At 67.6% G+C, this 24,657-nt stretch carries 24 protein-coding genes; 11 read left to right on the plus strand and 13 right to left on the minus strand.

Going from position 1 to position 24,657, the window contains the following annotated elements:
• Positions 1 to 16: 16 nt before the first annotated feature.
• The 3 genes from lldD to AC07YH_RS07110 are packed head-to-tail and all read right to left on the minus strand — an operon-like array spanning position 17 to position 2,758.
• Complete coding sequence (lldD, locus tag AC07YH_RS07100; RefSeq protein WP_494746287.1) at positions 17 to 1,150, minus strand: FMN-dependent L-lactate dehydrogenase LldD; 1,134 nt, start codon at positions 1,148 to 1,150, stop codon at positions 17 to 19.
• 1 nt (position 1,151) lies between these two features.
• Positions 1,152 to 1,913, minus strand: coding sequence for an L-rhamnose 1-dehydrogenase Lra1 (gene lra1, locus AC07YH_RS07105; protein WP_494746288.1), 762 nt, complete (start codon positions 1,911 to 1,913; stop codon positions 1,152 to 1,154).
• Positions 1,914 to 1,945: 32 nt separating this feature from the next.
• A complete protein-coding gene (locus tag AC07YH_RS07110; RefSeq protein ID WP_494746289.1) occupies positions 1,946 to 2,758 on the minus strand; it encodes an IclR family transcriptional regulator in 813 nt (270 codons plus the stop codon).
• A 160-nt stretch (positions 2,759 to 2,918) separates the two neighbouring features.
• On the opposite strand from AC07YH_RS07110, the gene rhmD reads away from it, so the two are divergent.
• From rhmD to AC07YH_RS07145, 7 genes are all read left to right on the plus strand, one after another.
• Positions 2,919 to 4,097 (plus strand): L-rhamnonate dehydratase, encoded by a 1,179-nt coding sequence (gene rhmD / locus AC07YH_RS07115; protein WP_494746290.1) that lies wholly within the window; start codon positions 2,919 to 2,921, stop codon positions 4,095 to 4,097.
• 21 nt (positions 4,098 to 4,118) lie between these two features.
• On the plus strand, positions 4,119 to 4,982 hold the full coding sequence (locus tag AC07YH_RS07120; RefSeq protein WP_494746291.1) for a 2,4-didehydro-3-deoxy-L-rhamnonate hydrolase: 864 nt from the start codon (positions 4,119 to 4,121) through the stop codon (positions 4,980 to 4,982).
• Positions 4,979 to 5,728: an SDR family NAD(P)-dependent oxidoreductase gene (locus AC07YH_RS07125; RefSeq protein WP_494746292.1), complete on the plus strand. Its 750-nt coding sequence runs from the start codon at positions 4,979 to 4,981 to the stop codon at positions 5,726 to 5,728. The genes AC07YH_RS07120 and AC07YH_RS07125 overlap by 4 nt, the downstream gene beginning before the upstream one ends.
• 106 nt (positions 5,729 to 5,834) lie before the next feature.
• A complete protein-coding gene (locus AC07YH_RS07130) occupies positions 5,835 to 6,734 on the plus strand; it encodes an amidohydrolase family protein (protein WP_494746293.1) in 900 nt (299 codons plus the stop codon).
• Positions 6,734 to 7,048 carry an L-rhamnose mutarotase gene (locus tag AC07YH_RS07135; protein ID WP_494746294.1) on the plus strand — a complete coding sequence of 105 codons (315 nt, stop codon included), beginning with the start codon at positions 6,734 to 6,736 and terminating at the stop codon, positions 7,046 to 7,048. The genes AC07YH_RS07130 and AC07YH_RS07135 overlap by 1 nt, the downstream gene beginning before the upstream one ends.
• Before the next feature lie 35 nt (positions 7,049 to 7,083).
• Complete coding sequence (gene rhaT, locus AC07YH_RS07140; protein WP_494746295.1) at positions 7,084 to 8,154, plus strand: L-rhamnose/proton symporter RhaT; 1,071 nt, start codon at positions 7,084 to 7,086, stop codon at positions 8,152 to 8,154.
• A gap of 85 nt (positions 8,155 to 8,239) precedes the next feature.
• A complete protein-coding gene (locus AC07YH_RS07145) occupies positions 8,240 to 8,665 on the plus strand; it encodes a VOC family protein (protein WP_494746296.1) in 426 nt (141 codons plus the stop codon).
• A 145-nt stretch (positions 8,666 to 8,810) separates the two neighbouring features.
• On the opposite strand, the gene AC07YH_RS07150 is transcribed toward AC07YH_RS07145, so the two are convergent.
• The 4 genes from AC07YH_RS07150 to kduI form a co-directional block, all read right to left on the minus strand.
• Complete coding sequence (locus AC07YH_RS07150; protein ID WP_494746297.1) at positions 8,811 to 9,134, minus strand: DUF8776 family protein; 324 nt, start codon at positions 9,132 to 9,134, stop codon at positions 8,811 to 8,813.
• Positions 9,135 to 9,247: 113 nt separating this feature from the next.
• On the minus strand, positions 9,248 to 10,003 hold the full coding sequence (locus tag AC07YH_RS07155) for a FadR/GntR family transcriptional regulator (RefSeq protein ID WP_494746298.1): 756 nt from the start codon (positions 10,001 to 10,003) through the stop codon (positions 9,248 to 9,250).
• A gap of 31 nt (positions 10,004 to 10,034) precedes the next feature.
• On the minus strand, positions 10,035 to 11,219 hold the full coding sequence (locus AC07YH_RS07160; RefSeq protein ID WP_494746299.1) for a glycoside hydrolase family 88/105 protein: 1,185 nt from the start codon (positions 11,217 to 11,219) through the stop codon (positions 10,035 to 10,037).
• Between the two features lie 51 nt (positions 11,220 to 11,270).
• Positions 11,271 to 12,119, minus strand: coding sequence for a 5-dehydro-4-deoxy-D-glucuronate isomerase (gene kduI / locus AC07YH_RS07165; protein ID WP_494746300.1), 849 nt, complete (start codon positions 12,117 to 12,119; stop codon positions 11,271 to 11,273).
• A 353-nt stretch (positions 12,120 to 12,472) separates the two neighbouring features.
• Here kduI and AC07YH_RS07170 point away from each other — a divergent pair, with 353 nt between their 5' ends.
• Positions 12,473 to 14,860, plus strand: coding sequence for a TonB-dependent receptor (locus AC07YH_RS07170; RefSeq protein WP_494746301.1), 2,388 nt, complete (start codon positions 12,473 to 12,475; stop codon positions 14,858 to 14,860).
• A gap of 138 nt (positions 14,861 to 14,998) precedes the next feature.
• Entirely contained in the window at positions 14,999 to 16,012 is a 1,014-nt protein-coding gene (locus tag AC07YH_RS07175) for an acetamidase/formamidase family protein (protein WP_494746302.1), read from the plus strand.
• 3 nt (positions 16,013 to 16,015) lie between these two features.
• Here AC07YH_RS07175 and AC07YH_RS07180 read toward each other — a convergent pair whose 3' ends face one another.
• Both AC07YH_RS07180 and AC07YH_RS07185 read right to left on the minus strand, forming a co-directional pair.
• Entirely contained in the window at positions 16,016 to 16,780 is a 765-nt protein-coding gene (locus AC07YH_RS07180; protein WP_494746303.1) for a FadR/GntR family transcriptional regulator, read from the minus strand.
• A gap of 360 nt (positions 16,781 to 17,140) precedes the next feature.
• The gene (locus tag AC07YH_RS07185; protein ID WP_494746304.1) at positions 17,141 to 17,869 is read right to left on the minus strand and encodes a glutathione S-transferase family protein; all 729 of its coding nucleotides are present in this window, start codon (positions 17,867 to 17,869) and stop codon (positions 17,141 to 17,143) included.
• A gap of 94 nt (positions 17,870 to 17,963) precedes the next feature.
• Between AC07YH_RS07185 and AC07YH_RS07190 the strand changes: the two genes are divergently transcribed.
• Entirely contained in the window at positions 17,964 to 18,683 is a 720-nt protein-coding gene (locus AC07YH_RS07190; protein ID WP_494746305.1) for a helix-turn-helix transcriptional regulator, read from the plus strand.
• On the opposite strand, the gene AC07YH_RS07195 is transcribed toward AC07YH_RS07190, so the two are convergent.
• The 3 genes from AC07YH_RS07195 to AC07YH_RS07205 form a co-directional block, all read right to left on the minus strand.
• Positions 18,680 to 19,648, minus strand: a complete 969-nt coding sequence (locus tag AC07YH_RS07195; RefSeq protein ID WP_494746306.1) for an alpha/beta hydrolase — start codon at positions 19,646 to 19,648, stop codon at positions 18,680 to 18,682. The two genes, AC07YH_RS07190 and AC07YH_RS07195, sit on opposite strands and share 4 nt — an antisense overlap.
• Positions 19,649 to 19,723: 75 nt before the next feature.
• Positions 19,724 to 20,545 carry a TrmH family RNA methyltransferase gene (locus AC07YH_RS07200; RefSeq protein WP_494746307.1) on the minus strand — a complete coding sequence of 274 codons (822 nt, stop codon included), beginning with the start codon at positions 20,543 to 20,545 and terminating at the stop codon, positions 19,724 to 19,726.
• Positions 20,546 to 20,563: 18 nt separating this feature from the next.
• On the minus strand, positions 20,564 to 21,820 hold the full coding sequence (locus AC07YH_RS07205; protein WP_494746308.1) for an MFS transporter: 1,257 nt from the start codon (positions 21,818 to 21,820) through the stop codon (positions 20,564 to 20,566).
• Between the two features lie 213 nt (positions 21,821 to 22,033).
• On the opposite strand from AC07YH_RS07205, the gene AC07YH_RS07210 reads away from it, so the two are divergent.
• Positions 22,034 to 23,086, plus strand: a complete 1,053-nt coding sequence (locus AC07YH_RS07210; protein WP_494746309.1) for a LacI family DNA-binding transcriptional regulator — start codon at positions 22,034 to 22,036, stop codon at positions 23,084 to 23,086.
• Positions 23,087 to 23,089: 3 nt separating this feature from the next.
• Here the strand turns inward: AC07YH_RS07210 and AC07YH_RS07215 are convergent, their stop codons facing one another.
• Positions 23,090 to 24,643 carry a methyl-accepting chemotaxis protein gene (locus tag AC07YH_RS07215; RefSeq protein WP_494746310.1) on the minus strand — a complete coding sequence of 518 codons (1,554 nt, stop codon included), beginning with the start codon at positions 24,641 to 24,643 and terminating at the stop codon, positions 23,090 to 23,092.
• Positions 24,644 to 24,657: the final 14 nt, after the last annotated feature.

Raw genomic sequence — 24,657 nt, forward strand, 5'->3', positions numbered from 1 at the left:
CGTTATCGGCGTGGCGTCAGGCCAGGATCGAACGGTCGATCTCGGCCACGCTGTTGACCCCGGTCAGGGCCATGGCCACGCGCATTTCCTTTTCGAAGAGGTCGAGCAGCTGTGTCACCCCGGCCTCGCCTCGGGCGGCCAGGGCGTAGACCCAGGCCCGGCCCAGCAGCACGCCATGCGCGCCCAGGGCCAGCATCCGCACCACGTCCAGACCCGAGCGCACGCCGCTGTCGGCCAGGATGGTCAGCCGGTCGGAGACCGCGTCGGCGATGGCCGGCAAGGCTCGTGCGGAAGACAGCACGCCATCCAGCTGCCGACCGCCGTGGTTGGAGACCACGATGCCGTCCGCGCCGATGTCGGCGGCGGCCTTGGCGTCCTCGGGATCCAGCACGCCCTTGATGACCAGCGGGCCCTTCCAGACCTCGCGGATCCACTCCAGGTCCTTCCACTGGATGGACGGGTCGAAGTTCGCCCCCAGCCAGCCCATGAAGTCCTCGAGCCCGGAATTGTCGCCCAGCACCGGGGCGACATTGCCCAGGGTGTGCGGACGGCCCATGACCCCGACGTCCCAGGCCCAGTCGGGCTTGAACATCGCCTGGATAATCCGGCGCGTGGCGGCGTTGGGACCGCTCATGCCCGAGTGGGCGTCGCGATAGCGGGCCCCAGGCACGGGCATGTCGACGGTGAACACCAGGGTCGTCGCGCCGGCGTTGGCCGCGCGGGCCAGCAGGTCGCGCATGAAGGCCCGGTCGCGCAGCACGTAGAGCTGGAACCAGATCGGCGCGCTGGACGCCTTGGCCACCTCGTCGACGTCGCAGACGCCGACGGTGGACAGGCAGAACGGCACGCCCTTCTTGGCCGCCGCGCGGGCGGCCTGGCACTCGCCGCGGCGGGCGTACATGCCTGTCAGGCCGACCGGGGCCAGGGCCACCGGCATGGCCTGCTCGACACCGAACAGGGTGGCCTTGGTCGAGACGCGCGAGACGTCCTTCAGCACCCGCTGGCGCAGGGACAGGTCGGCGAGGTCCGAGACGTTGCGGGCCAGGGTCCGCTCGGCATAGGCGCCGCCGTCGATATAGTCGAACAGGAACCTCGGAAGACGACGGTGCGCCGCCTCCCGAAAGTCCGTCGTCGAGGAGACGATGGTCATCCTACTGCAGGTTCACGAAGGCGCCGCCATCGACCAGCAGGGCCGCGCCGGTCACGTACTTGGCCAGGTCCGAGGCCAGGAACACGATCGGGCCAGCCAGGTCGTCAGGCTCGCCCAGGCGGCCCAGCGGGATGCGGCCGGCCATGTAGTCGCGCTTCTTCTGGTCGGCGAGGTCTTCCTTGTTGATCGCCGTCTCGATCGTGCCCGGCAGCACCGCATTGCAGCGGATGCCGTGGGGACCCAGCGCGATGGCGGTCGACTGCATCAGCGAGTTCACGCCGGCCTTGGTGGGCGTGTAGTGCGTCTGCATGCCGCCGCCGACCAGGGCGCTGATCGAGCTGACGGCGATGATCGCCCCGCCGTGACCTTGCTTGACCATCCGATTGGCCGCCGCCTGGACCATGTAATAGGCGCCGTGCAGGTTGACCCGCATGGTGCGCTCCATGACCTCGGCCGGCATGTCGAGGAAGGTGTGGAAGGGGCAGATGCCGGCGTTGTTGACGAACACGTCGACCTTGCCGAACGCCTCGACCGCCGCCTGGACGAAGGCCGGAGCGGAAGCCGCCTCGGCCACATCGCCCTTCACGGCGATCGCGCGACGACCCAGCGCCTCGATCTGGGCGACGGCGTCAGCAGCCCCCGCCTCGTCCGAGTGGTAGTTGATCGCGACGTCCGCGCCGTGCTGGGCGCAGCCGATGGCCGCGGCCTTGCCGATGCCCCCAGAGGCGCCGGTGACCAGCACGACCTTATCCTTCAACAGCATTGGCTTCCTTCCCGGGACGAGCCCGTCACTCGTTACTTCTTGCGCGGGGACCGCTCGCTCCAGCCCAGCTCGCGGCTGATGGCGTCGGCGGTGTTGCGGACGTCGTCCGACAGCGCCTCCATGCGGGCGTCGTCCATGTACTGGGCGGCGCTGGAGAGGCTGATGGCGCCCACCGTCTGGCCGTCGACGCCCCGGATAGGCGCGGCGACGCAGCGGATCTGGTCTTCGTTCTCTTCCAGGTCGAAGGCGCGGCCGACGGCGGCGTAGCCCCGCATCCGCTCTAGCCAGACCGGCAGGCCGATGGCCTTGGGACCCGTCTCGGCGGTGAACAGCTGCTTCCAGCGCTCTTCGCCCAGGTCCAGGATCAGCGCCTTGCCCAGGCCCGTCGACGACAGCGGCTGGCGCTCGCCGATGCGCGAGCCGATCTCGACCCGCCGACGGCCCGGCACCTTGTCGAGATAGAGGGCGAGGTCGCCTTCCAGCACGCCCAGATGGACGGTGTCGCTGGTGGCGATGGACAATTGTTCCAGGTGCGGACGCGCTACCTGCGGCAGGTGCATCTGTTCGCGGGCGGCGTAGCCCAGCTCCAGCAGCTTCGGCCCCAGGCCGTACCCTTCGCGGGGACGGAAGGTCAGCATCCGGCGATCGACCAGGGCCGCCGCCAGGCGGTGGGTGGTGCTGCGGGTCAGGCCCAGCGTCTCGGCCAGTTCCGTCAGGGCGATCGGGCCATTGGCGACAGCTTCGATCACGTCCAGGCCGCGCAGAAGCGTCTGGCTGCCCGACGGTTTTCCGTCCCCATCGCCGTCACCGGCGGCGCCGCGCTTGATTGACGCTTCTTGTTCCATTCTTTAGACATACCTCTCATATTATGAAAGTCCATCACTTCGGGCCTTCATTTTGGACGTGAGTTTGCAGATCACGGCCGCGAATAGCCAGAGTGTTCCCGAAATATGGGACTAGCCTGCATTCGCGCCGTGCAGAACGTGCCCTGGGGAGTCGACGCCAATGAGTTTTCCGAAGATCAAGGCCGTACGGGCCTATGTCGTCCGGGGCGGTGGGGCCGACTATCACGACCAGGGTGACGGCCACTGGATCGACGACCACATCGCCACGCCGATGTCGCGCTATCCGGAATATCGCCAGAGCCGCCAGTCGTTCGGTATCAACGTGCTGGGCACGCTGGTCGTCGAGATCGAGGCCGCCGACGGCACGATCGGCTTCGCGGTGACCACCGGAGGCGAACCCGCCGCCTACATCGTCGAGAAGCACCTGGCCCGCTTCCTGGAAGGCCGCGACCCGACCGAGGTCGAGAAAATCTGGGACCAGATGTACTTCTCCACCCAGTACTATGGCCGCAAGGGCCTGGTCGTGAACGCCATATCGGGCGTCGACCTGGCGCTGTACGACCTGCTGGGCAAGCTGCGCCAGGAGCCGGTCTACGCGCTGCTGGGCGGCAAGGTCCGTGACGAGCTGACCTTCTACGCCACGGGCGCGCGCCCGGACCTGGCCAAGCAGATGGGCTTCATCGGCGGCAAGATGCCCCTGCACCACGGCCCGGCCGAGGGCGAGGAAGGCCTGCGCAAGAACATCGAGGAACTGGCCACCATGCGCGAGCGCTGTGGCGAGGACTTCTGGCTGATGTTCGACTGCTGGATGTCGCTGGACCTCAACTACGCCACCAAGCTGGCCCACAAGGCCCACGAGTACGGCCTGAAGTGGATCGAGGAGGCGCTGAGCCCCGACGACTACTGGGGCTATCGCGACCTGAAGAAAAACGCGCCCAAAGGCATGCTGGTCACCACCGGCGAGCACGAGGCCACCCGCTGGGGCTTCCGCATGCTGCTGGAGATGGAGTGCTGCGACATCATCCAGCCCGACGTGGGCTGGTGCGGCGGCGTCACCGAGCTGATCAAGATCGCCAACCTGGCCGACAGCAAGGGCGTGATGATGATCCCGCACGGCTCGTCCGTGTACAGCTACCACTTCGTCATCACGCGCCATAACAGCCCGTTCGCCGAGTTCCTGATGATGGCCCCGAAGGCCGACGAGGTGGTGCCGATGTTCCACCCGCAGCTGATCGGCGAGCCCGTTCCGGTGAACGGCAAGCTCAAGCTCTCCGACGCGCCGGGCTTCGGCGTCGAACTCAATCGCGAGGTCGGCTTGCACCGTCCTTACGCCCGCTGATCTTCTTGAAAGCGTAGACCCATGAAACTGCTTCGCTACGGCCCCAAGGGCGCCGAAAAGCCCGGTCTCCTCGACGCCGAGGGCAACATCCGCGACTTGTCGGGCCACGTGGCCGACATCACGGGCGCCCAGCTGTCGCCGGCCAGCCTCAAGGCCCTGGCCGCCATCGACCCGGCCACCCTGCCGCTCGTCGAGGGCTCGCCTCGCTACGGCGTGCCAGTCAATGGCGTCTCCAAGTTCATCGCCGTGGGCCTGAACTTCGCCGATCACGCCGCCGAGTCGAACCTGCCGATCCCCGAGGAGCCGGTGCTGTTCACCAAGGCCGTCAGCTGCCTGACCGGCCCGAACGACAACGTCATGATCCCCAAGGGCTCGCTGAAGACCGACTGGGAAGTCGAGCTGGGCGTGGTGATCGGTTCGCGCGCCTCGTACGTCACCGAAGCCGAGGCTCTCGACCACGTGGCCGGCTACGTGCTGATCAACGACGTCTCGGAACGCGCCTTCCAGATCGAGCGCGGCGGCACCTGGGACAAGGGCAAGGGTTGCGACACCTTTGGCCCCGTGGGTCCCTGGATGGTCACCTCGGACGAGGTCGGCGACCCGCAGGCCCTGGGCATGTGGCTGGACATCAACGGCCAGCGCAAGCAGGACGGCTCGTCCAAGACCATGATCTTCCCGATCAGCAAGCTGGTCTCGTACATCAGCGAATTCATGACGCTGGAACCGGGCGACCTGATCACCACCGGCACCCCACCCGGCGTCGGCATGGGCCAGAAGCCCGAGCCCGTCTATCTGAAGGCCGGCGACGAAATCCGTCTCGGCATCGAGAAGCTGGGCGAACAGCGCCAGATCGTCGTCGCTTGGTCCAAGGACGGCGCCCAGTGAGCCTCTACGCCAATCGCTTCGCCGGCCGCTGCGCCGTCGTGACCGGCGGGGCCTCGGGCCTGGGCAAGGCCGTCGCCGCGCGCATCGTCGCCGAGGGCGGCAAGGTCGCCCTGTGGGACCTGGACGCCGCCAACCTTGAGGCCGTCGCCCTCGAGATCGGCGCCAGCCACACCGTGGCCCTGGACGTCTCCGACCAGGCCGCTGTCGCCGCCGCCGCCGAAGCCTCCAACAAGGCTTTGGGCAAGATCGACATCCTGGTCGCCTCGGCCGGCATCACCGGCGCCACCGTGCCGGTGCACGAGTTCCCGGTCGACAGCTGGAAGCGCGTGATCGACATCAACCTAAACGGCATCTTCTACTGCTGCCGCGAGACGGTGCCGTTCATGCTGGCCAACGGCTATGGCCGCATCGTCAACGTGGCCTCGGTGGCCGGCAAGGAAGGCAATCCCAACGCCAGCGCCTATTCGGCGTCGAAGGCCGGGGTGATCGGCCTGACCAAGTCGTTGGGCAAGGAGCTGGCCACCAAGGGCGTCATCGCCAACAGCCTGACCCCGGCCACCTTCGAGAGCCCGATCCTGGAGCAGTTGCCCCAGAGCCAGGTCGACTACATGCGGGGCAAGATCCCGATGGGTCGCCTGGGCGAGGTCCACGAAAGCGCGGCCATGGTCTGCTTCATGGCGTCCGAGGAGTGCAGCTTCACCACCGCCGCCACCTTCGACACCTCGGGCGGCCGGACCACCTTCTGATCGCGTAGCGACCCGGAACACCGGGCGCGCTCTAGAGCGTGGCAGCCGAAAGTGGATGCCGGTTTCGGCGCCCGCCACGCTCCAGGGAAAGAAGTGAGGAAAGCCCATGGGCGCCCTGCCCTTCGTCGATGCGCACATCCACCTGTGGGACCTGTCGCGCATCCGCTATCCCTGGCTGACGCCGCCGTTCGACGACAATGGTCCGAACGGCAGCGTCGAGGCGATCGCGCACACCTATCTGCTGGATGACTACCTGGCCGATGCGAAGGCCTGGAATGTCGTGGGAGCGGTGCATGTGGACGCGGGGGCCGAAGGCGGCTCAGCGCTGGACGAGACCCGCTGGCTGCAGACGCTCTCGGACGAGCGCGGCCTGCCCAGCGGCCTCGTCGCCTTCGCCGCCCTCGATGCGCCCGACGTTGAAGCGCTGCTGGAGGCCCACGCCGCCCATCGCAGCGTTCGCGGCATCCGCCACATCGTCAACTGGCACGCCGATCCCCAGCGCACCTACACCCCGCGCGACGTGACCGGCGATCCGGCCTGGCGCGCGGGCTTCGGCCTGCTGGCCAAGTACGGCCTGTCGTTCGACCTGCAATGCTATCCCGGCCAGATGCTGGGCCTGATCGATCTGTTCGCGGCCCATCCCGACACCCCGGTGATGATCAACCACGCCGGCATGCCCGTGGACGCCGACAAGAGCGAGTGGCGCGACGGCATGAAGGCGCTGGCCGCCCTGCCCCACGTCTCGACCAAGCTGTCGGGCTTCGGCTTCGTCCACCGTCAGTGGACGGAGGAGCAGCTTCGCCCGCTCATCCTCGACGCCATCGACATCTTCGGGACCGACCGCTGCATGTTCGCCAGCGACGTGCCGACCGACAAGCTGTTCGGCAGCCTGGACAAGCACCTCTCCGCCTACACCGCCATCACCGCCGGCTTCAGCGAGGACGAGCGCCGCGACCTGTTCGGCCGCAACGCCAACCGCCTCTACCGCCTGGGCCTGGATATCTGATGCGCAAGATCGCCACCCGCATGCGGCTCAAGCCCGGCCGGCTGGACGAGTACCGCCGCCGCCACGACGCGCTCTGGCCCGAGCTGGCCGAGCTGCTGAAGAGCGTCGGCATCTCCGACTATTCCATCCACCACGATCCCGAGACGAACGCCCTGTTCGCCGTGATGTGGTGCGCCACGCCCGAGCGGCTCAACGACCTGCCCGCCCATCCGGTGATGCGGCGCTGGTGGGACGCCATGGCGCCGCTGATGGAAGTCAATTCCGACAAATCGCCGGTCAGCGTCCCGCTGGACACCGTGTTCCACCTCGCCTGATCCGGCCATAAGCAAGACAAGTAAGGGAAGAGACCATGACGCCCAATCCGCTACTCGGGGTGCTGTTCCACTGGCTGGGCGGCCTGGCCTCGGCCAGCTTCTACGTGCCCTATCGCGGCGTGAAGCGCTGGTCGTGGGAGGTGTTCTGGCTGACCGGGGGCATCTTCTCCTGGCTGCTGGCCCCGTGGTTCTTCGCCGCCATCCAGACCAAGGACCTGATGGGCGTCATGCACCAGGTGCCGGGCAATATCGCCGGCCTCTGCATTCTCTTCGGGGCCCTGTGGGGCTTTGGCGGCCTGACCTACGGCCTGACCATGCGCTACCTCGGCCTGTCGCTAGGCATGGCGGTGGTGCTGGGCCTCTGCACGGTGTTCGGCACCCTGATCCCGCCGATCGTCCAGGGCGACTTCGCCGAGAAGCTGCTGAACAACGCCTCGGGCCGGATCATCCTGCTGGGCCTGGGCATCACGCTCGCCGGCATCGTCGTCGTGGCCCTGGCTGGCGCGCGCAAGGACGCCGCCCTTTCCGAGGACGCCAAGAAGGCCGTCATCGCCGAGTTCGACTTCAAGAAGGGGGTCGCCGTGGCGATCTTCTCGGGGATCATGTCGGCCTGCTTCGCCTTCGGTCTCGCCGCTGGCGAGCCGATCAAGGCCCTGTCGGCCGCGGCCGGCACCGGCCCGCTGTGGACCGGCCTGCCGGTGCTGTGCCTCGTCATGTTCGGCGGCCTGCTGACCAACGGCGTCTGGTGCGGCTTCCTGATCGTGCGCAACAAGAGCGCGGGCCAATGGCTGGGCAAGAGCGCCGAGGCCGGCGAAGCCAAGCCGCCGATGCTGGCCAACTACCTGCTGTGCGCCCTGGCCGGCACCGCCTGGTACTTCCAGTTCTTCTTCTACACGATGGGCGAGAGCCAGATGGGCAAGTTCGGCTTCTCCAGCTGGACCCTGCACATGGCCAGCATCATCATCTTCGGCACCGTCTGGGGCTTTGCCCTGCGCGAGTGGAAGGACGCCCGTCCGGCCGTGAAGGCCACCGTCTGGGGCGGCATCGCCCTGCTGATCCTGGCCACCATCGTCATCGGCTACGGCAACAAGATCGGCACCGCCTAGGGCTGCTGTTTCCCGTCATGATCCTGAGCTAGGGTCGCCCGCAATCGGGCCGCCCTAGCGCCCAGGACATAGCGAGGAGACCACCGTGAAGATCGTCACCAGCCTCAGCTTCAAGGGCGAATGCCGCCAGGCGTTCGATTTCTACGCCCAGGTCCTGGGCGGCAAGGTCACCGCCGCCTACCCGTTCGGCGAAGGCCCGCCGGACATGCCGGTCGACGCCCAGTACAAGGACTGGCTGATGCACGCCTGGCTGGAAGTCGGCGACCAGGCGATCATGGGCGCGGACATGCCGCCCGAATTCGCACCAAACATCGACAAGCCGAAGAACGGCTTCGACGTGACCTATCACACCGACGACCCGGCCGAAGCCAAGCGGGTGTTCGACGCGCTGTCGGAAGGCGGCAAGGTCGGCATGGACTTCGCCGCCACCTTCTGGTCGCCGGGCTACGGCAGCTTCACCGACAAGTTCGGCATTCCGTGGATGATCAACACCACCCCGGCCCAGCCGTAGGACAAACTGACTTCGAGTCGGCGGAGCCGTCCTCGCCCTTCGACAAGCTCAGGGTGAGGACTACTGCCAGGACCGTTCAGTCGAAAACCTCATCCTGAGCTTGTCGAAGGACGAGGTTTTCGGCTTCACAGCCCGGTGACGCGCCCTATTCCGAGATCGAGGCGCGCAGGCGGGCGGCGACGTCGCCCAGGGTGATAGCGTTCAGGGAGTCGTTGACCTCCAGGACGCCCTGGCCGTGCTGCTGCGACAGGTTGCCGGTGAAGTCGGTCAGCGCCGTGATGTGCTGGGCCAGCAGGTCGACCGTGTGCAGCTCCTGCATCACCGACAGGCGATGCTCGTCCGGAACGACTTCCAGAATCTTGCCCAGGGCGACGTCGAGATGCCCGCATGCCACTGCCGCGAGCGACATCTCCGACGAGATCGCCTTCAGCACCGTTTCAACGCTCGCGGGCGCGAGATTATCCGACATCAGTACCCCCTGATTCCCTTAAGGGGGACGTGAACACGCGCCGGCCTGCTGCGGCAAGCCCTTGATTTGTGCGGCGAAATAACGCGGGGAGAACAACGCCTCCCAAGACAACGTCAGATGGTCGTACGGCGCAGCAGTTCGTCGCGGCGTTCGGCCATCTCGCGGCGGGTGCGCTCCAGGGCGTCGCGCTCGGCCATGGCCAGCAGGGCCTCGACCGTGCGGTTCAGGTGATCATGGATCACCCGGCGCGCTTCCTTGGGATCGCGATCACGCAGCGCGGCGACGATGCGGTGGTGATCCTCGGAAAAGCCCGCCGGATCGGCCAGGCGCACGCGGCGCAGCTGGCTGGAGCAGTCGGGGAACTGCCGGCGCAGCGTCCAGATTTCCTCGACGGCGGCGACGATGGCGGCGTTGCGGGTGGCGTGGGCCACGGCCAGGTGGAAGTCGTGCTCCAGCCGCTCGCCGTCCTCGGTGGCGGCCAGGTTGGCGAGATCCCGGGCCATCCGCTCCAGGGCCGAGACCTGCTCGTCGCTGACGGCGGCGGCGGCCAGGGCGCAGGCCTCGCCCTCGAACAGGCGGCGGGCCTCGGTCAATTCCAGCGCGCTGACCTCGGCCTCGGCGGCGTCCTCCTCGGGCTTGCCCCGGGCGGTGACGTAGACGCCCGAGCCCTGACGGGCCTCGACCAGGCCCTGGAACTCCAGGGCGATCATCGCGTCGCGGATCGTCGGCCGACTGACGCCGAACGAGTCGGCCAGACCCCGCTCGGACGGCAGGCGGTCGCCGGGGACATAGCGCCCCTCGGCGATCGAGGCCGCGATCGAGCGGGCCACCTGCTGGTAGAGCTTCTGGGGGTCGGGCGCCGTGCGCATCGAGCCTCGCTTGGGATTGGACGAATCCATCCTAGCGCGTTTCGGCGAGCTTACGCACCTCGCTGGCCGACAGCAGGAACGCGCCGACGCCATACAGTTGGGTGTCGTCGCGGCCCACCTGGTCGGGCGCGACACCGACGCGCTGCACCCAGCCCAGACGGCCGTCGGGCTCGATCGCTGCGTCCAGCGCCTTCCAGCCCTTGTCGATCGCAGGACCGTACTTGGCGCGCGGCAGCAGGCCGTGGTTCACGCCCCAGGCCAGGCCGTAGACGAAGAAGCCCGTGCCGCTGGTCTCCGGCGTCTTCTGCGGCTCCAGCAGCGAGACCGGCCAGTAGCCGTCCGCGCCTTGCAGGGTGACGATCTTGGCCGACATCTGCTTGAAGATCGCCTCGTACTTCGGGCGGCTCGGATGATTGGCCGGCAGGTCCTGCAGGATCCGCGCGATGCCGGCATAGGCCCAGCCGTTGCCCCGGCCCCAGAAGATCTTCTGACCCGCGTCGCTGCGGCGTTTGATGAAGCGGCTGTCGCGGAAATAGAGGTGGTCGGTCTTGTCGTAGAGATAGTCGGTGGTCGCCCAGAACTCGCTGTCGGCGTGGTCCAGATAGCGCTTGTCGCCGCTGACCTTGCTGAGGCTCACCCAGGCCGGCGGAGCCATGAAGATGGCGTCGCTCCAGCACCAGCGGACCTGGCAGTAGGGGTCGCCCTTGGCCGGCTTGGGCTCGAAGTCCAGCGACACGGTCGACGGATCGGCCAGCACGGCGTCGAAGCGGGCGCGGATGGGCGCCAGCTTGGCCTGGTCCTTGGTGCGGCCGGCGGCCCACACCCAGACCGCGCCGGTGGCGTCGGCGTCGGCGTGGCGCGGACGGTGGTCGAAGCCCCACTGCTCGGCTTCGCCGTGCTTGAGGATCGCGGTCGACAGGTACGGGTCCTGGGTGGCGTCAGCGAAGGTGTAGAGGCCGATATAGAAGGCCGCCTGGATCCAGTCGCGCGGGGCCTCGGTGTCCTTGCGGAACGAGCTCACCGGCACGTAGTCGAAATTGTCCATATGGGCCAGCTGCCAGGCCGCGACCTTGCGGCCGGCGGCGTCCACCGACGAGGCGGCGACATGGACGACAGCCGGCTTGCCGGCCATTTGGGGCGCGGCGGCGGCGGTCGTGGCGCCGCCGGCCAGGATGGCGACGGCCGCAGCCGCCTTGAGGAGCGTCTTGAAGGTCATTTGAGGCGTTTCCTCCTGCGTTGTTCTTGTTCTTTGGTCGGCTTGTTGTCGTCAGGAGCCCGGGCCGAGGTCCGAGACCGCCAGGACATCCATGTCGTCGAATTCCAGGTTCTCTCCGCCCATCGACCACACGAAGGTGTAGTTCGAGGTGCCGACCCCGCTGTGGATCGACCAGCTGGGCGAGAACACCGCCTCGCCCTCGTCCATGAACACCGCGCGCGGCTCGGACGGTTCGCCCATCAGGTGCATGACCCGACCCGGATCGGTGTCGAAGTACATGTAGATCTCGCTGCGCCGGCGGTGGGTGTGCGGCGGCATGGTGTTCCAGACATTGCCGTCGGCCAGCTCGGTGAAACCCATCACCAGCTGGCAGGTCTCGACGATGCCCGGACGGATGGCCTGACGGATCACCCGGCGGTTGGCGGTGGTCGCCTCCCCCGCCTGGATGGTCTTGGCCTCGTCGCGTCGCACCCGCTTGCTGGGGTGGTTGGCGTGGGCCGGATAGCTGACGAAATAGAACTTGGCCGGGTTGGCCGCATCGTCGCTCTCGAAGCTGACGGCCTCGGTTCCACGGCCGATATAGAGGCTGTCGTGGCGGGCCAGGTCGAAGCGCTCGCCGTCCAGGGTCACGAAACCCGGACCGCCGATATTGATCACGCCCACCTCGCGGCGCTCGCAGAAGAACCGCGAGGCCAGCTCCTTGTGGGTCGGCAGGGTCAGGGCCGCGTCCGTCGGCGTCGCCGAACCGACCACCGCCCGCTCGATCTCCAGATAGCTGAGCGACAGCTCGCCCGGCCGGAACAGCTTGTCGATCACGAAGGTGTCGCGCAGTTCGCGCACCGTCATGCGGCTCATGCCGGCGCGGTCGGTGCTCTCACGATAGTCCATCTGAACGCTCATCGGCCGAACTGGCCTCCACTCTGGGGAGGTTGCTGGCCGGTCGCCGTCTTCGCCGGCGATCGCTCCAAAGCGAGCATCCATCCCCCCGTTTTCCGCTGGTTGCTAAACCGACATTACCAATCTGATCGCGACGCCGTAAAGGCCGAACGCACGCCGATTGCATGTCCAACGTTGTCACTAGGCCTTTGTCGGTTAAGCCATTTCTGGATTGAGCAATAAAATCAACCACCCAGACCATGGGCGCTAATCGAACAGCGCTACTTGACAAGTGGCCTGACCATACGTCATCAGTTGGGCATACCAATTAGCCGGCGGACAGTGAGCCAAAGGCAAACGCAGGGAACACCAGGACCATGACCAGCATCCGATTGCTGTTGCTCGCCTCCACGGCCGCCGCCGTGGTCGCCACGCCCTTCGCGGCTTTGGCTCAGCAGACCGACACCGCCCAGCTCGAGGAGATCATCGTCACCTCGACCAAGCGCGCCGAGCGCCTGCAGGACGTGCCGGTCGCGGTGACCGCCGTCACCGCCGACGTGCTGGACCGCAACAACGTCCGCGAAGTGGGTGACCTGGTGAAGCTGTCGCCGGGCCTGTCGATCGACTACGGCAGCCAGCCAGGCAATTTCAGCATCAAGATGCGCGGCATCGGCACCTTCTCGAACGGCATCGCCGTCGAGAGTGACGTCGCGGTGGTCATCGACGACGTGCCGATCGGCTTCCAGGCCGCCGCCTTCAAGGACCTGATCGACGTCGAGCGGGTGGAAGTGCTGCGTGGTCCGCAGAGCACCCTGTTCGGCAAGAGCGCCATCGCCGGCGTGCTGAACATCGTCACCGCCGCCCCGACCAAGGAACTCTCTGGCAAGTTCATGGCGCTGACCACGGACGATGGTGAAAAGCGCGCGGCCTTCACCATCTCGGGCCCGGTCCGCGACAATCTGCTGATCCGCCTGACGGCCGCCAAGAGCGACTACGACGGCAACGTCAAGAACCTGACCACCGGCAAGAACGTCAACGGCAGCTCGGGCTTCACGGCCACCGCCAAGCTGGTCTGGACGCCGACCGAGAACCTGACCCTCAGCCTGGCCCCGCGCTACAACCACAATGTCAGCAGCTGCTGCGCCAGCGTGATCAGCGAGCTGACGCCAGGCCTCAACTACCAGGGCGAGCCCGCCTTCCCGGCCACCCTGACCCTGCGTGGCATCACCTTCGACAAGAACAATCACTTCCTGCGCGCCGACGATCGCATCGGCGGCGGCAATTCGGATGTCTTCGGTACGACCGCCCGCATCGACTACGACTTCGGCGGCGACTCGATCCTGAAGGGTCACACCCTCTCGTCGATCACCTCGCACGATCGCTGGAAGATGGTCGACTTCCAGGACATCGACGGCACCGACCAGCCGTTCCTGCTGGGCTTCCCGGTCGCCAGCCCCTCGGGCATCAACAGCGGCGCGACGATCAACGGCTACTTCCACGCCGACAGCTGGACCCAGGAGTTCCGCCTCACCTCGCCGGGCGATACTCGGTTCCGCTACGTGGCCGGTCTCTGGTACGCCCAGAACGACCTGGACCGTTACCTGAACCGCGGCCCGGTGCTGCAGCTGGCCCGCTACTTGGCCGAAAGCACCAACAAGAACTATTCGGCCTACGCCAACGCCACCTTCGACCTGACCGACAGGCTCAGCGTCACCGGCGGCGCGCGGATCAACCGCCAGAAGATCAGCTACAAGTTCGACAAGACGATCTTCGCCAACACGACCGTGACCTCGCCGACCACGCACCAGTACTTCGGCAAGGCCGACCAGGACGACGCCTTCACCGGCAAGATCGGCCTGCAGTACAAGGTCACGCCGGACATCATGACCTACGCGACCTATTCGACGGGCTACAAGGGTCAGGCCTATGACCTGGTCAGCACGTTCGACGCCCGGATCGCGGCGCAGATGCCCGTGCCGCCCGAGACCGCCAAGAACTATGAGCTGGGCTTCAAGAGCAGCCTCCTGAACCGCCGGGTCTACTTCAACGCCACCGTCTTCCGGGCCGACTACAAGGGCTTCCAGACCTCGGTGACGTCGTTCCTGCCCGATGGCACCTTCCTGACCTTCCTGAACAGCGTCGGTCAGCTGCGGACCCAGGGCGTCGAGCTGGACGCCGTCGCGCGGATCACTTCGAACTTCCGCCTGAACGGCGCCTTCGCCTACACCGACGCGACGGTCATCGACTTCCCCAACGGCCCCTGCAACAACGCCCAGCCGGCCACCAACGACCTGCCCCTGCAGCCGGCCGGCTATATCGGCAAGCCGGGCGAGTGCTACCGCACGGCCACCACCAACGGCCGCGTCCAGAACCTGCACGGCAAGCGCCTGAACAACGTGCCGAAGTTCAAGTTCAACATCGGCGGCCAGTACGACATCGACCTGCCGGGCATGCCCTTCAAGGCGTTCGTCGGCGCCAACATCCGCTGGCAGGACGACATCAACTTCTCGCTCAGCCAGGACCCGCGCACGGTCCAGAAGGCCTATGGCATCACCGACCTGACGCTGGGCATCAACGACGTCCAGGGCCGCTACAAGCTGACGGCCTTCGCCAACAACCTGTTCGACAAGCGCTACGCGCAAGGGTTGGGCAACGGCACCTCGGGCTACAGCAACCCCGCCATCCCGACGGCGGTGGGCAGGACCTGGTTCCCGGGCCGAGACGCCTTCCGCTATTTCGGCGCCCGTCTGGACGTCAACTTCTAGGGCGCCCTGCCCTCATTCTTTCTAGGTCCCCTCCTGCGGCCGGATCCCACCTGCGGATCCGGCCATTTTTTTGCCCGCCGCTTGCGCCGGCCGCGGAACCATCGAAAGCTTCGCCGTTCCCAGCGGAGACTGATCCCCATGCGCGCCTTGGCCTTCACCCTGCTCGCGCTGTGCGTGGCCTCGCCTGTCGCGGCCAACACCTGGGACCTGCCCGCCACGCCCCAGACCGTCGCCTGGGGCCACTACGACGCCACCGACAAACCGGCCCTGACGATCAAGTCGGGCGATACGGTCGTCATGCACACCCTGCTGACCAACAACCCGACCGGCCTGGCCAAGGCCGGGGTCGCTGCGGCCGACATCCAGCCTGAGCTGCGCGCGGTGTACGACAACGTGCCGGCCTCGGCGCGCGGCCCGGGCGGCCACATCCTGACCGGCCCCGTGGCGATCGAGGGCGCGGAGCCCGGCGACACGCTGGAGGTGCGCATCCTCAAGATCGATATCGATATCCCCTACGCCTACAACGCCTTCCGCTACGGCGCGGGGTTCCTGACCGACGACTTCCCCTATGCGCGGATGAAGATCGTGCCGCTGGATCGCGAGAAGATGCTCGGCCGCTTCGGCCCCGGCATCAACGTGCCGCTGCGTCCGTTCTTCGGCAGCATGGGCGTGGCGCCGCCGCCCGCCTTCGGCCGCTACGACAGCGCCCCGCCAACCATCAACGGCGGCAATATGGACGACAAGGCGCTGGTCGCCGGCACGACCCTGTTCCTGCCGGTCCACGCCACGGGGGCCCTGTTCCAGGCCGGCGACGGTCACGCCGCCCAGGGCAATGGCGAGGTCGATATCACCGCGCTGGAGACCTCGCTGACCGGGACCTTCCAGTTCATCCTGCACAAGGGTGAGAAAAGCCCCTACCCCCGCGCCGAGACGCCGGACGCCTATATCGCGATGGGCTTCGACGACGATCTCAGCAACGCCACGCGCAAGGCGTTGCGCAACATGATCGACTTCCTGGTGGCGGCGAAGGGCATGACCCGCGACGACGCCTATATGCTGATCAGCGTCGCCGGCGATGTGGAAATCACCGAGCTGGTCGACCGCAACAAGGGCGTCCACGTGGTGATGCCGAAGAAGATCTTCGACAAGTAGATCCTATTTCGCCGCGCTCGCGGCCCGGAGGGCGATTTCCTCGCGCTTGGCCGCCAGGCTCTCTCGGGTGCGCTCGATGGCCTCCAGCTCGGCGGTCAGCAGCAGGTTCTCGATCAGCCCGCCCAGGTGCGCCTGCATCGCCGCGCGTGCGGCCTTTGGATCGCGGGTGCGCAGAGCCTCGACGATCTCCTGGTGTTCGTCCTTCAGCGGACGTTTGCGGACGTGGCTCGCCTTCTCCAGCATCTGCATGCAGAGCCGCGAGCGGTAGCGCAGGTCCCAGGCGCCTTCGACGATCCGCACCACGGCGTTGTTGCGCGTGGCGGCGGCGATCGAGATGTGGAACTGGCGATCGGCCAGCTCGGACTGTTCCTTGGTCGAGGCGTCGCTGTTCATCTCGGTGACCAGGGTCTCGAGATAGGCCAGCTCCTCGTCGGTGATCAGGGTGGCGGCCAGGGCGGCGGACTCGCCCTCGAACAGGCGACGGGCCTCGGCCTGCTCGAACGCCCCGATGTCGAGATCCTTCACCGGCGGCGGCGGTTGGTCCAGGCGCACATAGACGCCCGAGCCCTGGCGGGCCTCCAGCAGGCCCCGCATCTCCAGGGCGATGACGGCGCGGCGGACGGTGGGACGGGAAACGCCGAACTCGTCGGCCAGGTCGCGCTCGGAAGGCAGGCGCTGGCCAGGCTGATAGGTCCCGTCGGCGATCGCGCCGCTGATCGTCGCGGCCACCTGCTGGTAGAGCCTGGAATCCGGCGAAGGGGTCGACATCACGAGCAGCCACGGACAGACGCCAGGATCGGCGCGTCAAACAGGACTAGCGCGCGTCCCGTCGGCTCACAAGCGCTCGCGAAGCGTTGCAATCCAGAGTGGCCTTACCAGGCAGAGCCCGGCGGGGCGACCGGAGGGAGGACTCCGGCCGCCATCGTCGTCCGCCCCGGGAGGAGGTTGGCGCAAGATACGCAGCGCCTTGGTCGACGAGCATCCGATCAGGCCAAGGATTAAACCTCACCTGTCGTGCTTGGCTAACCTAGCGGAACTGGCCAGCCACGCAACGAAAAATGGCCTGACCAATCAATTGATTATCACCCAAACTCGTACGACCAATTTGGTACCGTTATCTTACCTCACTCATGCCGCCTGGCGCAGGCCCCACGGATGGGCCGGATAGAACTGGGCCATCATCCGGCCGACATAATCGACCAGGCGCGGATAACGCTCGGCCTCGCGGCGCAGCGGCGAGTCGAAGTGCGGCGTCATGATCCCGGCCAGCATGGCGAAGGCGGTGGCGTCGACGCCGACCGGATGGCTGTCGCGCATCAGATAGGCCTTGTCCTCCAGCAGCTCGTCCAGCGAGCGCAGCGACAGGCTGCCCAGCCAAGTGACCTCCTCGCGCAGGTGCCGACCAACGCCGACCGCGCGGACATTGGTCGTGACGGCTTCCTGGAAACCCTTCCGCAAATCCTCACGCAGATGCTCCGGCGCGGGGTCGAACCACCGCGCCGCGCCCTTGGCGAAGTTGGCCGGGTCCAGATGCCGGAAGTAGGCGTTCACCCAGCCCAGCTGGTTCTCGATCATCCGCTCGATCGCCCAGGCCTGGGCGCGCTCCTTGCCCGACAGGCCCATGTCCAGATCGATGTCGTACTTCTGCTCGATATGGGCGCGGATGAAGGTCGAGTCGCCGATCGCCATGGCGGCGTCCTCGATCCACGGCAGTTGGCCCTTGGGCGCGGTCTCGCGGCTGCCCTGAGTCTTCTTGTAGGCGAGGCCGGCCATCATCAGCTGGACCTCGGTCTTGGTCACATAGGGGCTGATCTCGGGCAGCCCGAACCCGGCTCCGGCGGCGAACAGCGTGATCATCGTCCCTCTCCGATCTGGATTGTCGTGGTGACGACTTGCTACCGCCAGGCTACTGCCAGCATGCTGTCAGCAACGATCAGCGATATTCGATCCCATGAGACGCGCCGAACGCCTTTTCCAGATCATCCAGATCCTGCGCCGCAGCCGCGCGCCGGTGACCGCCGACGCCATCGCCGCCGAGCTGGAGACGTCGAAACGCAGCGTCTATCGCGACATCGCCGCGCTGGTCGGCCAGCGCGCGCCGATCCGCGGCGAGGCCGGGATCGGCTACGTGCTGGAGGCGGGTTTCGACATGCCGCCGCTGATGCTGACCCCCGACGAGATCGAGGCGGCGGTGCTGGGCGCGCAGTGGGTGGCGGGACGCGGCGACCCCGTCCTGGCCAAGGCCGCCAACGACCTGATCAGCAAGATCGCCGCCGCCGTGCCCGACCGCCTGCGGCCCTATGTGCTGGAGCCGGCGATCGGCGCATCACCAGCCTGGAAGCCCGAGACCGACCGCATCGACGTCGCTCAGGTCCGCGCCTGGATCCACGCCGGTCGCAAGATTCGCCTGGACTACAGCGACGGGGCGGGCGCGGTCAGCGCGCGGGTGATCTGGCCGGTGACGGTCGGCTATCGCGAGACGATCCGGATGATCATCGCCTGGTGCGAGCTGCGCCAGGCCTTCCGGACCTTCCGCACCGATCGCGTGGTCGGCGCGGAGTTCCTGGAGGAACGCCACGGCAAGCGGCCGGCGGTGCTGCGCGGCGAGTGGATCAAGTTCCGCGACGCCGAGATCGCCGCCTGGAAGCTTCGCGAGAAGGCGGACTGCTAGATCCCGTGCCGCTTGGCGAAGGTCTCGAACAGGCTGGGCCAGGCCGCCACGGGCTTGCCGGGCGTGCCGCGCAGGCCAAAGCCGTGGCCGCCCTCTTCGAAGACGTGCAGCTCGGTCGGCACGGCCTTGGCCTTCAGCGCCGCGAACATCACCAGGCTGTTCTCGACCGGCACGGTCTTGTCGTCGGCGGCGTGCAGCTGGAACACCGGCGACAGGCCGGCTGTCACCAGACGCTCGGGCGAGATCGCGGCGGCCTTCTCGGGCGAGGCGTCGGCGGTCAGCAGCTCCTTGCGCGAGCCGGCGTGGGCGATGGCCGGGTCCATGCTGATCACCGGATAGATCAGGCCCGACAGGTTGGGCTTGGCCGGCAGGTCGTCGGCGGCGTCGATGCGATCATAGGTCTTGTCGGCGAAGCGGGTGGTCAGGCTGGCCGCCAGGTGGCCGCCGGCCGAGAATCCCATGATCGCTACGCGATCGGCGCTGAAGCCCATCTCGGCCGCCTTGCTACGGACCAGGCGGATGCCGCGCTGGGCGTCCTGCAGCGGCGTGTCGGCGCCGGCCGCCCAGCCGTCGCCCGGCATGCGGTAGAACAGGACGAAACAGGTGTAGCCGTGCTGATTCAGCCAGCGGGCCATCTCGTAGCCCTCCTTGTCCAGCACCGCCCGCACATAGGCCCCGCCGGGGATCAGCATCACCGCCGCGCCGTTCGGGGTCTTGGGGCGGAACACCACCAGCACCGGCTTGCGAGTATGGGCCATGGCCCGGTCGCGCACGCCGTTGGGATCGCCGCGCTCGAGGATCACCTCCTCGACGGTGACCTTCTCGCCGCCGGGCGCGCCGGCGGGCCACAGGACGATGGTTTCGGTCGGATCCTGATCCACGGGCGCGGCCTCGACGCTCTTGGCCGCCAGCGAAGCGAGGAAGCCGGTGACAAAGGTCGCCAGGGCGCCGCGACGGTTCAGCATGGATCTAGCCTTCTGACGGGATGTTGTGGGACGCGACCCTAAAGACTGGGAAACCGGTTTCCTAGCCCATGTTTCCTAGCCCATCTTTCCTAGTCCTGAGGCGAACCGAAGATGGTGCAGCACGATCCCGCTGGTGGTGGCGACGTTGAGCGAGTCGAAGCCGCCCGCCATCGGGATGCCGATCGTCCGCGCCTTGGCCATCACTTCGGGAGTCAGGCCGGGCCCTTCGGCGCCCAGCAGAACCGCCGTCCGGGGCGCGGGCTTCAGGCGCGCCAGGATCTCGGTCGCCGAGGGGCTGAGCGCCAGGCCCTCGAAACCGGTCGCGGCCAGCAGGTCGGCGATGTCCTCGCCCCGCTCCAGCTTGGCGGTCGGGATCGACAGCGCCGCGCCGACTGAAACGCGGATAGCCTTGCGATACAGCGGGTCGCAACAGTCGGCGTCGAGTATCACCGCGTCGGCCCCGAAGGCCGCGGCGTTGCGATAGATGCCGCCGATATTGTCGTGGTTGGCGATGCCGCACAGCACCAGCACCACCGCGCGCGCCGGCAGGCTCGCCAGCAAGTCGCGCGCGGGGATCGGATCGGGCTTGCGCCCCACCGCCAGCACCCCGCGATGCAGGTGGAAACCGGCGATGGCGTCGACCACTGCCTGGTCGGCGAAATGGACCGGCGTCTCGTCCGGCAGGCCGTCGAACACGTCGGTCAGCTTGTCCTTGCGCTTCGGGTCGATCAGCAGCGACACGACCCGCTCGGGCGCGTCGCGGACGAAGGCCCGCAGCACCGTCTCGCCCTCGGCGATGAACAGGCCCTCGCGCCCCACCAGGTCGCGCTCCTTGATCGCCCGGAACGGAGCGACGGCGGGATCGTCGGGATCGGTGACGACGCGGAATTGTGGCAAGGCGGCCTCGAAGGGTGACTAACGCACCCCTCGTATCGGCAGGATCGCCAGACCGCCAGCCAGGGCCAGCCCCGCGGCCATCAGGAAGAAGACGTGGAAGTTCTCGTGGCTGGGTCCCAGGCTCCACACCGCCAGCGCCGGCGCCAAGGCTTGCGGCAGGGTGTTGGCCAGGTTGATGACGCCCAGGTCCTTGCCCGCGTCGCGCTGTGACGGCAGCACCTGGGTGACCAGGGCGATGTCGACGGCGCAGAAGCAGCCCGCCCCCATGCCGAACACCACATAGGCGGCCACCAGCACCGGCCAGCTGGGCGACATCGAGAACACCAGCATCGACGAGGCCAGCACGACGGCCGCCCCGAACGCGAACAGCTTCCGCCGCTTCAGCCTGTCAGACAGCATCCCGCCCAGCATGGCCAGGGCGACGTTGGAGACCGTCGAGACCGTGGTCAGGAACGCCAGCCCCTCCTCGGCGCGACGGCCGGGGAACAGCTTGGGATAGTCCATCACGTCCTGAAGGAAGTAGAGCATGTAGCACTGCACCAGGCTCAGGGCGACCAGCACCATGAACCGCCCGGCCCAGGCGAAGGCGAAGTCGGGATGCTTGCGCGGACTGACCCAAAGCCCTCGGATGAACTCCATCAGGTGGAACGGCGGCACGTCGGCCTTGGACAGCGGCGGATCGCGCAGGCGGATGACGAAGGGCGCGAGACCCAGCAGCAGCGCCGCCGAGATGGTCGCGTAGCGCTGCCACTCGACCACCAGCAGGCTGCCGATGACCACCGCCCCGACGGCCGTGCCGATCGGGTTGCCCAGACTGAGGAACGCCGCCACCGATCCCTTCTGATTGTCGGGCACCCGGTCGGGCATCACCGCCACCAGGGCCGAGAAGCATAGATTGAAGGTCAGCTGGAACAGCACCACGCCGGCGACCAGCGCCAGCGGCGTCGCGGCATGCATGATCGAGAGGTAAGCCAGGGAGGCGCCGATCGCCCCGATCACCATCCAAGGCCGCCGGCGGCCAAAACGTGACGTGGTGCGGTCGCTGATCGCCCCGGCCAGCAGGTTTGCGATGCTGGCGGCGATCGCGCCGTAGAAAGCGACTTGGCTCAACACGACGGCCTTGGAGGCATGGTCGATGGCCTCGGCCTTCAGCGGCAGCAGGACTTGCAGCAGGGGTTGGAACGAGACGAAGGCCCCGATCTGGGCCAGGGTATAGGCGGCGATGAAATTCGCGCGCACCGGCTCCTTGGGCCGGGCCCCATCGTCAGGCCGCACTCTACTCACCTCCCCCAGGAACATGGCGACACCATGCTCCAAGATTCTTGAATGGAGCCTGTTTCACGAAACAGGCTCGCCGCGATCTGGCGCCGCGTCGAGGGCACAGTGGCTGGCTACCCCTTATGAGACAAGGGGGTGTTTCCTTATCGGCTGGGGACGCTCTAGGTTGGCTGTGATGAACATGAGTCAAAGCAGCGTCGGGACGGTCTCATGGCTTCGGTGACGATCTACGACGTCGCCGCGCGGGCGGGCGTCTCGATCAAGACCGTTTCGCGGGTGATGAACAAGGAGCCGAACGTCCGGCCCGCCATGCGCGATCGCGTGCTGGAGGCGGCCGGCGAGCTCGGCTACAGCCCGAACCTGTCGGCGCGCAGCTTGGCCGGTTCGCGTTCGTTCGTGATCGCCGTCTTCGTCGACGCGGCCCTGACCATCGATCACTGGCAGAGCGAGCGCGGCGCCGACTACCTGTCCCGCATCCAGCTGGGCGCGACCCTGGTCTGCCGCGACCAGGGCTATCACCTGCTGATCGAGCTGATCGACAATGACGGCCCCAATGTCCGCCAGGACGTCGCCGCATTCCTCGCCGCCCTGAAACCCGATGGCGTGATCCTGACCCCGCCATCCTCCGATAATCCCGGCGTCCTGGAGATTCTGGACAAGACCGGCACGCCCTATGTCCGCGTCGGTCCGGAGAAGGCCGAGGGCCTGGGCCCGCGCGTGCACATGGACGACGTCGCCGCCGCCCGCGAGATGACCGACCATCTGGCCGACCTCGGCCACAAGCGCATTGGCTTCATCGTCGGCGAGCCGCGCTACGGCGCCAGCCAGGCGCGGCGGCAGGGCTATCTGGACGCCATGAAGGCGCGGGGTCTGCCGGTGGCCGACGGCTGGGTGCGCCAGGGCGACTTCACCTTCCAGTCGGGACTGGAGCAGGCCAAGGCGCTGCTGGCCCTGCCCGAGCGGCCGACGGCGATCTTCGCCAGCAATGACGACATGGCCCTGGGCTGCATCGCGGCGATCGCCGAGGCCGGGCTGATGACGCCGGGCGACGTGTCGGTGGCGGGCTTCGACGACAGCCCCAGCTCGCGCTTCAGCCGCCCACAGCTGACGACCGTGCGTCAGCCGGTGGCGGAGATGTCCTCGGTGGCGGCCAAGCTGCTGATCGCCCGGGCCAAGAGCAACGACCCGCCCGAACGGCCGGTCGATGAGCTCCTGCCCTTCGAACTGATCCACCGCGCCTCGACGGCCCCGCCGCCGAGGTAGCCTTTACCGCCCCGGACGGGCGAAGGCGGCGACTCGGGCGCGGGCGGCGTGGACGGGGTTCTCGGCCGGCTGTTCGCGCGGGGTCGGCTGGAAGCTCTGCGGGCGACCGCCCAGGCGGAAGGCGCTGACGCGGTTCGACAGGTCCGCGGCCTCGACGCGCAGGGCGTGGGTGGCTTCGGTCGATTGCGAGACCATGGCGGCGTTTCGCTGGGTCACCTGGTCCAGCTGGTTCACGGCCGAATTGACCTGGCCCAGGGCCGTGGCCTGTTCGCTGGCCGAGGCGGCGATGGCGTTGACCAGTTCGTCGATGCCGCCGACCTTCTCGTGGATGCCGCGCAGGGCCTCGCCCGTCTGGCCGACCAGGTCGACGCCTTCGCTGACCTGGCGGCTCGATTCGGTGATCAGCGACTTGATCTCGCTGGCCGCCTGCGACGAGCGCTGGGCCAGGGCCCGCACTTCCTGCGCCACGACCGCGAAGCCCTTGCCCGAGTCGCCAGCGCGCGCGGCTTCGACGCCGGCGTTCAGGGCCAGCAGGTTCGTCTGGAACGCGATCTCATCGATCATGCCCAGGATCTGGTTCACCTGCGAGGACTGGGCCTCGATCTTGGTCATGGCCTCGGCGGCGCGGGTGACGATGTCGCCCGAGCGTTCGGCCTCGGTCGAGGCTTCGCTGACGCGCGAGGAGACTTCGCGGGCGCTCTTGGCGGTCTTGCCGACGGCGCTGGTCAGCTGTTCGACGGCGGCCGCCGTCTGCTCCAGCGTGGCGGCCTGTTGCTCGGTGCGCTGCGACAGGTCTTCGGCGCTGCGGGCGATGTCGTCCGCGCCCGAACGGATGCCGCCGGCCGACTGCTCGACCGAGCGCATGGCGTCGGCCAGGGCGCCGGCGGCCTTCTCGAAATCGACCCGCAGGCTATGGAATTCAGGAGCCAGGTCGCCTTCGACGCGCGCCGACAGATCGCCACCGGCCAGGCGGTGCAGGGCCTCGCCCACGGCCTTCACGGCCTGGGCCTGGCTCTGCTCGGCGGCTTCGCGCTCGGCTTCCAGGGCTTCGCGCTCTTCTTCCAGCAGCGACAGATAGCTGGAGATGGCCAGTTCCATGTCCAGGAACACGGCCTTGGTCAGAGCCGAGAGGCCGTCGGCCAGATCGGTGTCTGACTTGGCGTTGTTGAACAGGCCCTTGGCGCGCTTGGCGACGACGGCGCGGATCAGCTCCTCGGCCACCAGGGCGTAGCCGCCGATGTACCATTGCGGCTGCAGGTCGGCATCGACGTGGGCGCGACCGATCCGCTCGACGTCTCGAACATAGGTGTCGCCGTAGTCGGCCTGGGCGATCCGGCGCCAGTGAGCGGCCTGGGCGCGCTCGGCGTTGGCCATGTGGGCGTCGTCGCGGAACTTGCCGCGCGTCTCGGGGAAGGTGCGGACCTGGTTGTAGAATTTACCCAGGGCGCCATTGATCTCGGCGTCGATCACCGGCTTCAGCGCACGCAGCGCCGACCGCGACCGCTCGTCGAACCGCATGAAGGCCATCCGCTGATCAAGCTTGGCGTGCGCGCTCATGCGTTAAGGCTCCG

The organism is Caulobacter sp. GW456-12-1-14-TSB4 (assembly GCF_059424195.1).

Coding starts and splice junctions, on each gene's coding strand:
- lldD (WP_494746287.1), bottom strand. CDS start 1,150: ATGACCATCGTCTCCTCGACGACGGACTTTCGGGAGGCGGCGCACCGT.
- lra1 (WP_494746288.1), bottom strand. CDS start 1,913: ATGCTGTTGAAGGATAAGGTCGTGCTGGTCACCGGCGCCTCTGGGGGC.
- AC07YH_RS07110 (WP_494746289.1), bottom strand. CDS start 2,758: ATGGAACAAGAAGCGTCAATCAAGCGCGGCGCCGCCGGTGACGGCGAT.
- rhmD (WP_494746290.1), top strand. CDS start 2,919: ATGAGTTTTCCGAAGATCAAGGCCGTACGGGCCTATGTCGTCCGGGGC.
- AC07YH_RS07120 (WP_494746291.1), top strand. CDS start 4,119: ATGAAACTGCTTCGCTACGGCCCCAAGGGCGCCGAAAAGCCCGGTCTC.
- AC07YH_RS07130 (WP_494746293.1), top strand. CDS start 5,835: ATGGGCGCCCTGCCCTTCGTCGATGCGCACATCCACCTGTGGGACCTG.
- AC07YH_RS07135 (WP_494746294.1), top strand. CDS start 6,734: ATGCGCAAGATCGCCACCCGCATGCGGCTCAAGCCCGGCCGGCTGGAC.
- rhaT (WP_494746295.1), top strand. CDS start 7,084: ATGACGCCCAATCCGCTACTCGGGGTGCTGTTCCACTGGCTGGGCGGC.
- AC07YH_RS07150 (WP_494746297.1), bottom strand. CDS start 9,134: ATGTCGGATAATCTCGCGCCCGCGAGCGTTGAAACGGTGCTGAAGGCG.
- AC07YH_RS07155 (WP_494746298.1), bottom strand. CDS start 10,003: ATGCGCACGGCGCCCGACCCCCAGAAGCTCTACCAGCAGGTGGCCCGC.
- AC07YH_RS07160 (WP_494746299.1), bottom strand. CDS start 11,219: ATGACCTTCAAGACGCTCCTCAAGGCGGCTGCGGCCGTCGCCATCCTG.
- kduI (WP_494746300.1), bottom strand. CDS start 12,119: ATGAGCGTTCAGATGGACTATCGTGAGAGCACCGACCGCGCCGGCATG.
- AC07YH_RS07170 (WP_494746301.1), top strand. CDS start 12,473: ATGACCAGCATCCGATTGCTGTTGCTCGCCTCCACGGCCGCCGCCGTG.
- AC07YH_RS07175 (WP_494746302.1), top strand. CDS start 14,999: ATGCGCGCCTTGGCCTTCACCCTGCTCGCGCTGTGCGTGGCCTCGCCT.
- AC07YH_RS07180 (WP_494746303.1), bottom strand. CDS start 16,780: ATGTCGACCCCTTCGCCGGATTCCAGGCTCTACCAGCAGGTGGCCGCG.
- AC07YH_RS07185 (WP_494746304.1), bottom strand. CDS start 17,869: ATGATCACGCTGTTCGCCGCCGGAGCCGGGTTCGGGCTGCCCGAGATC.
- AC07YH_RS07190 (WP_494746305.1), top strand. CDS start 17,964: ATGAGACGCGCCGAACGCCTTTTCCAGATCATCCAGATCCTGCGCCGC.
- AC07YH_RS07195 (WP_494746306.1), bottom strand. CDS start 19,648: ATGCTGAACCGTCGCGGCGCCCTGGCGACCTTTGTCACCGGCTTCCTC.
- AC07YH_RS07210 (WP_494746309.1), top strand. CDS start 22,034: ATGGCTTCGGTGACGATCTACGACGTCGCCGCGCGGGCGGGCGTCTCG.
- AC07YH_RS07215 (WP_494746310.1), bottom strand. CDS start 24,643: ATGAGCGCGCACGCCAAGCTTGATCAGCGGATGGCCTTCATGCGGTTC.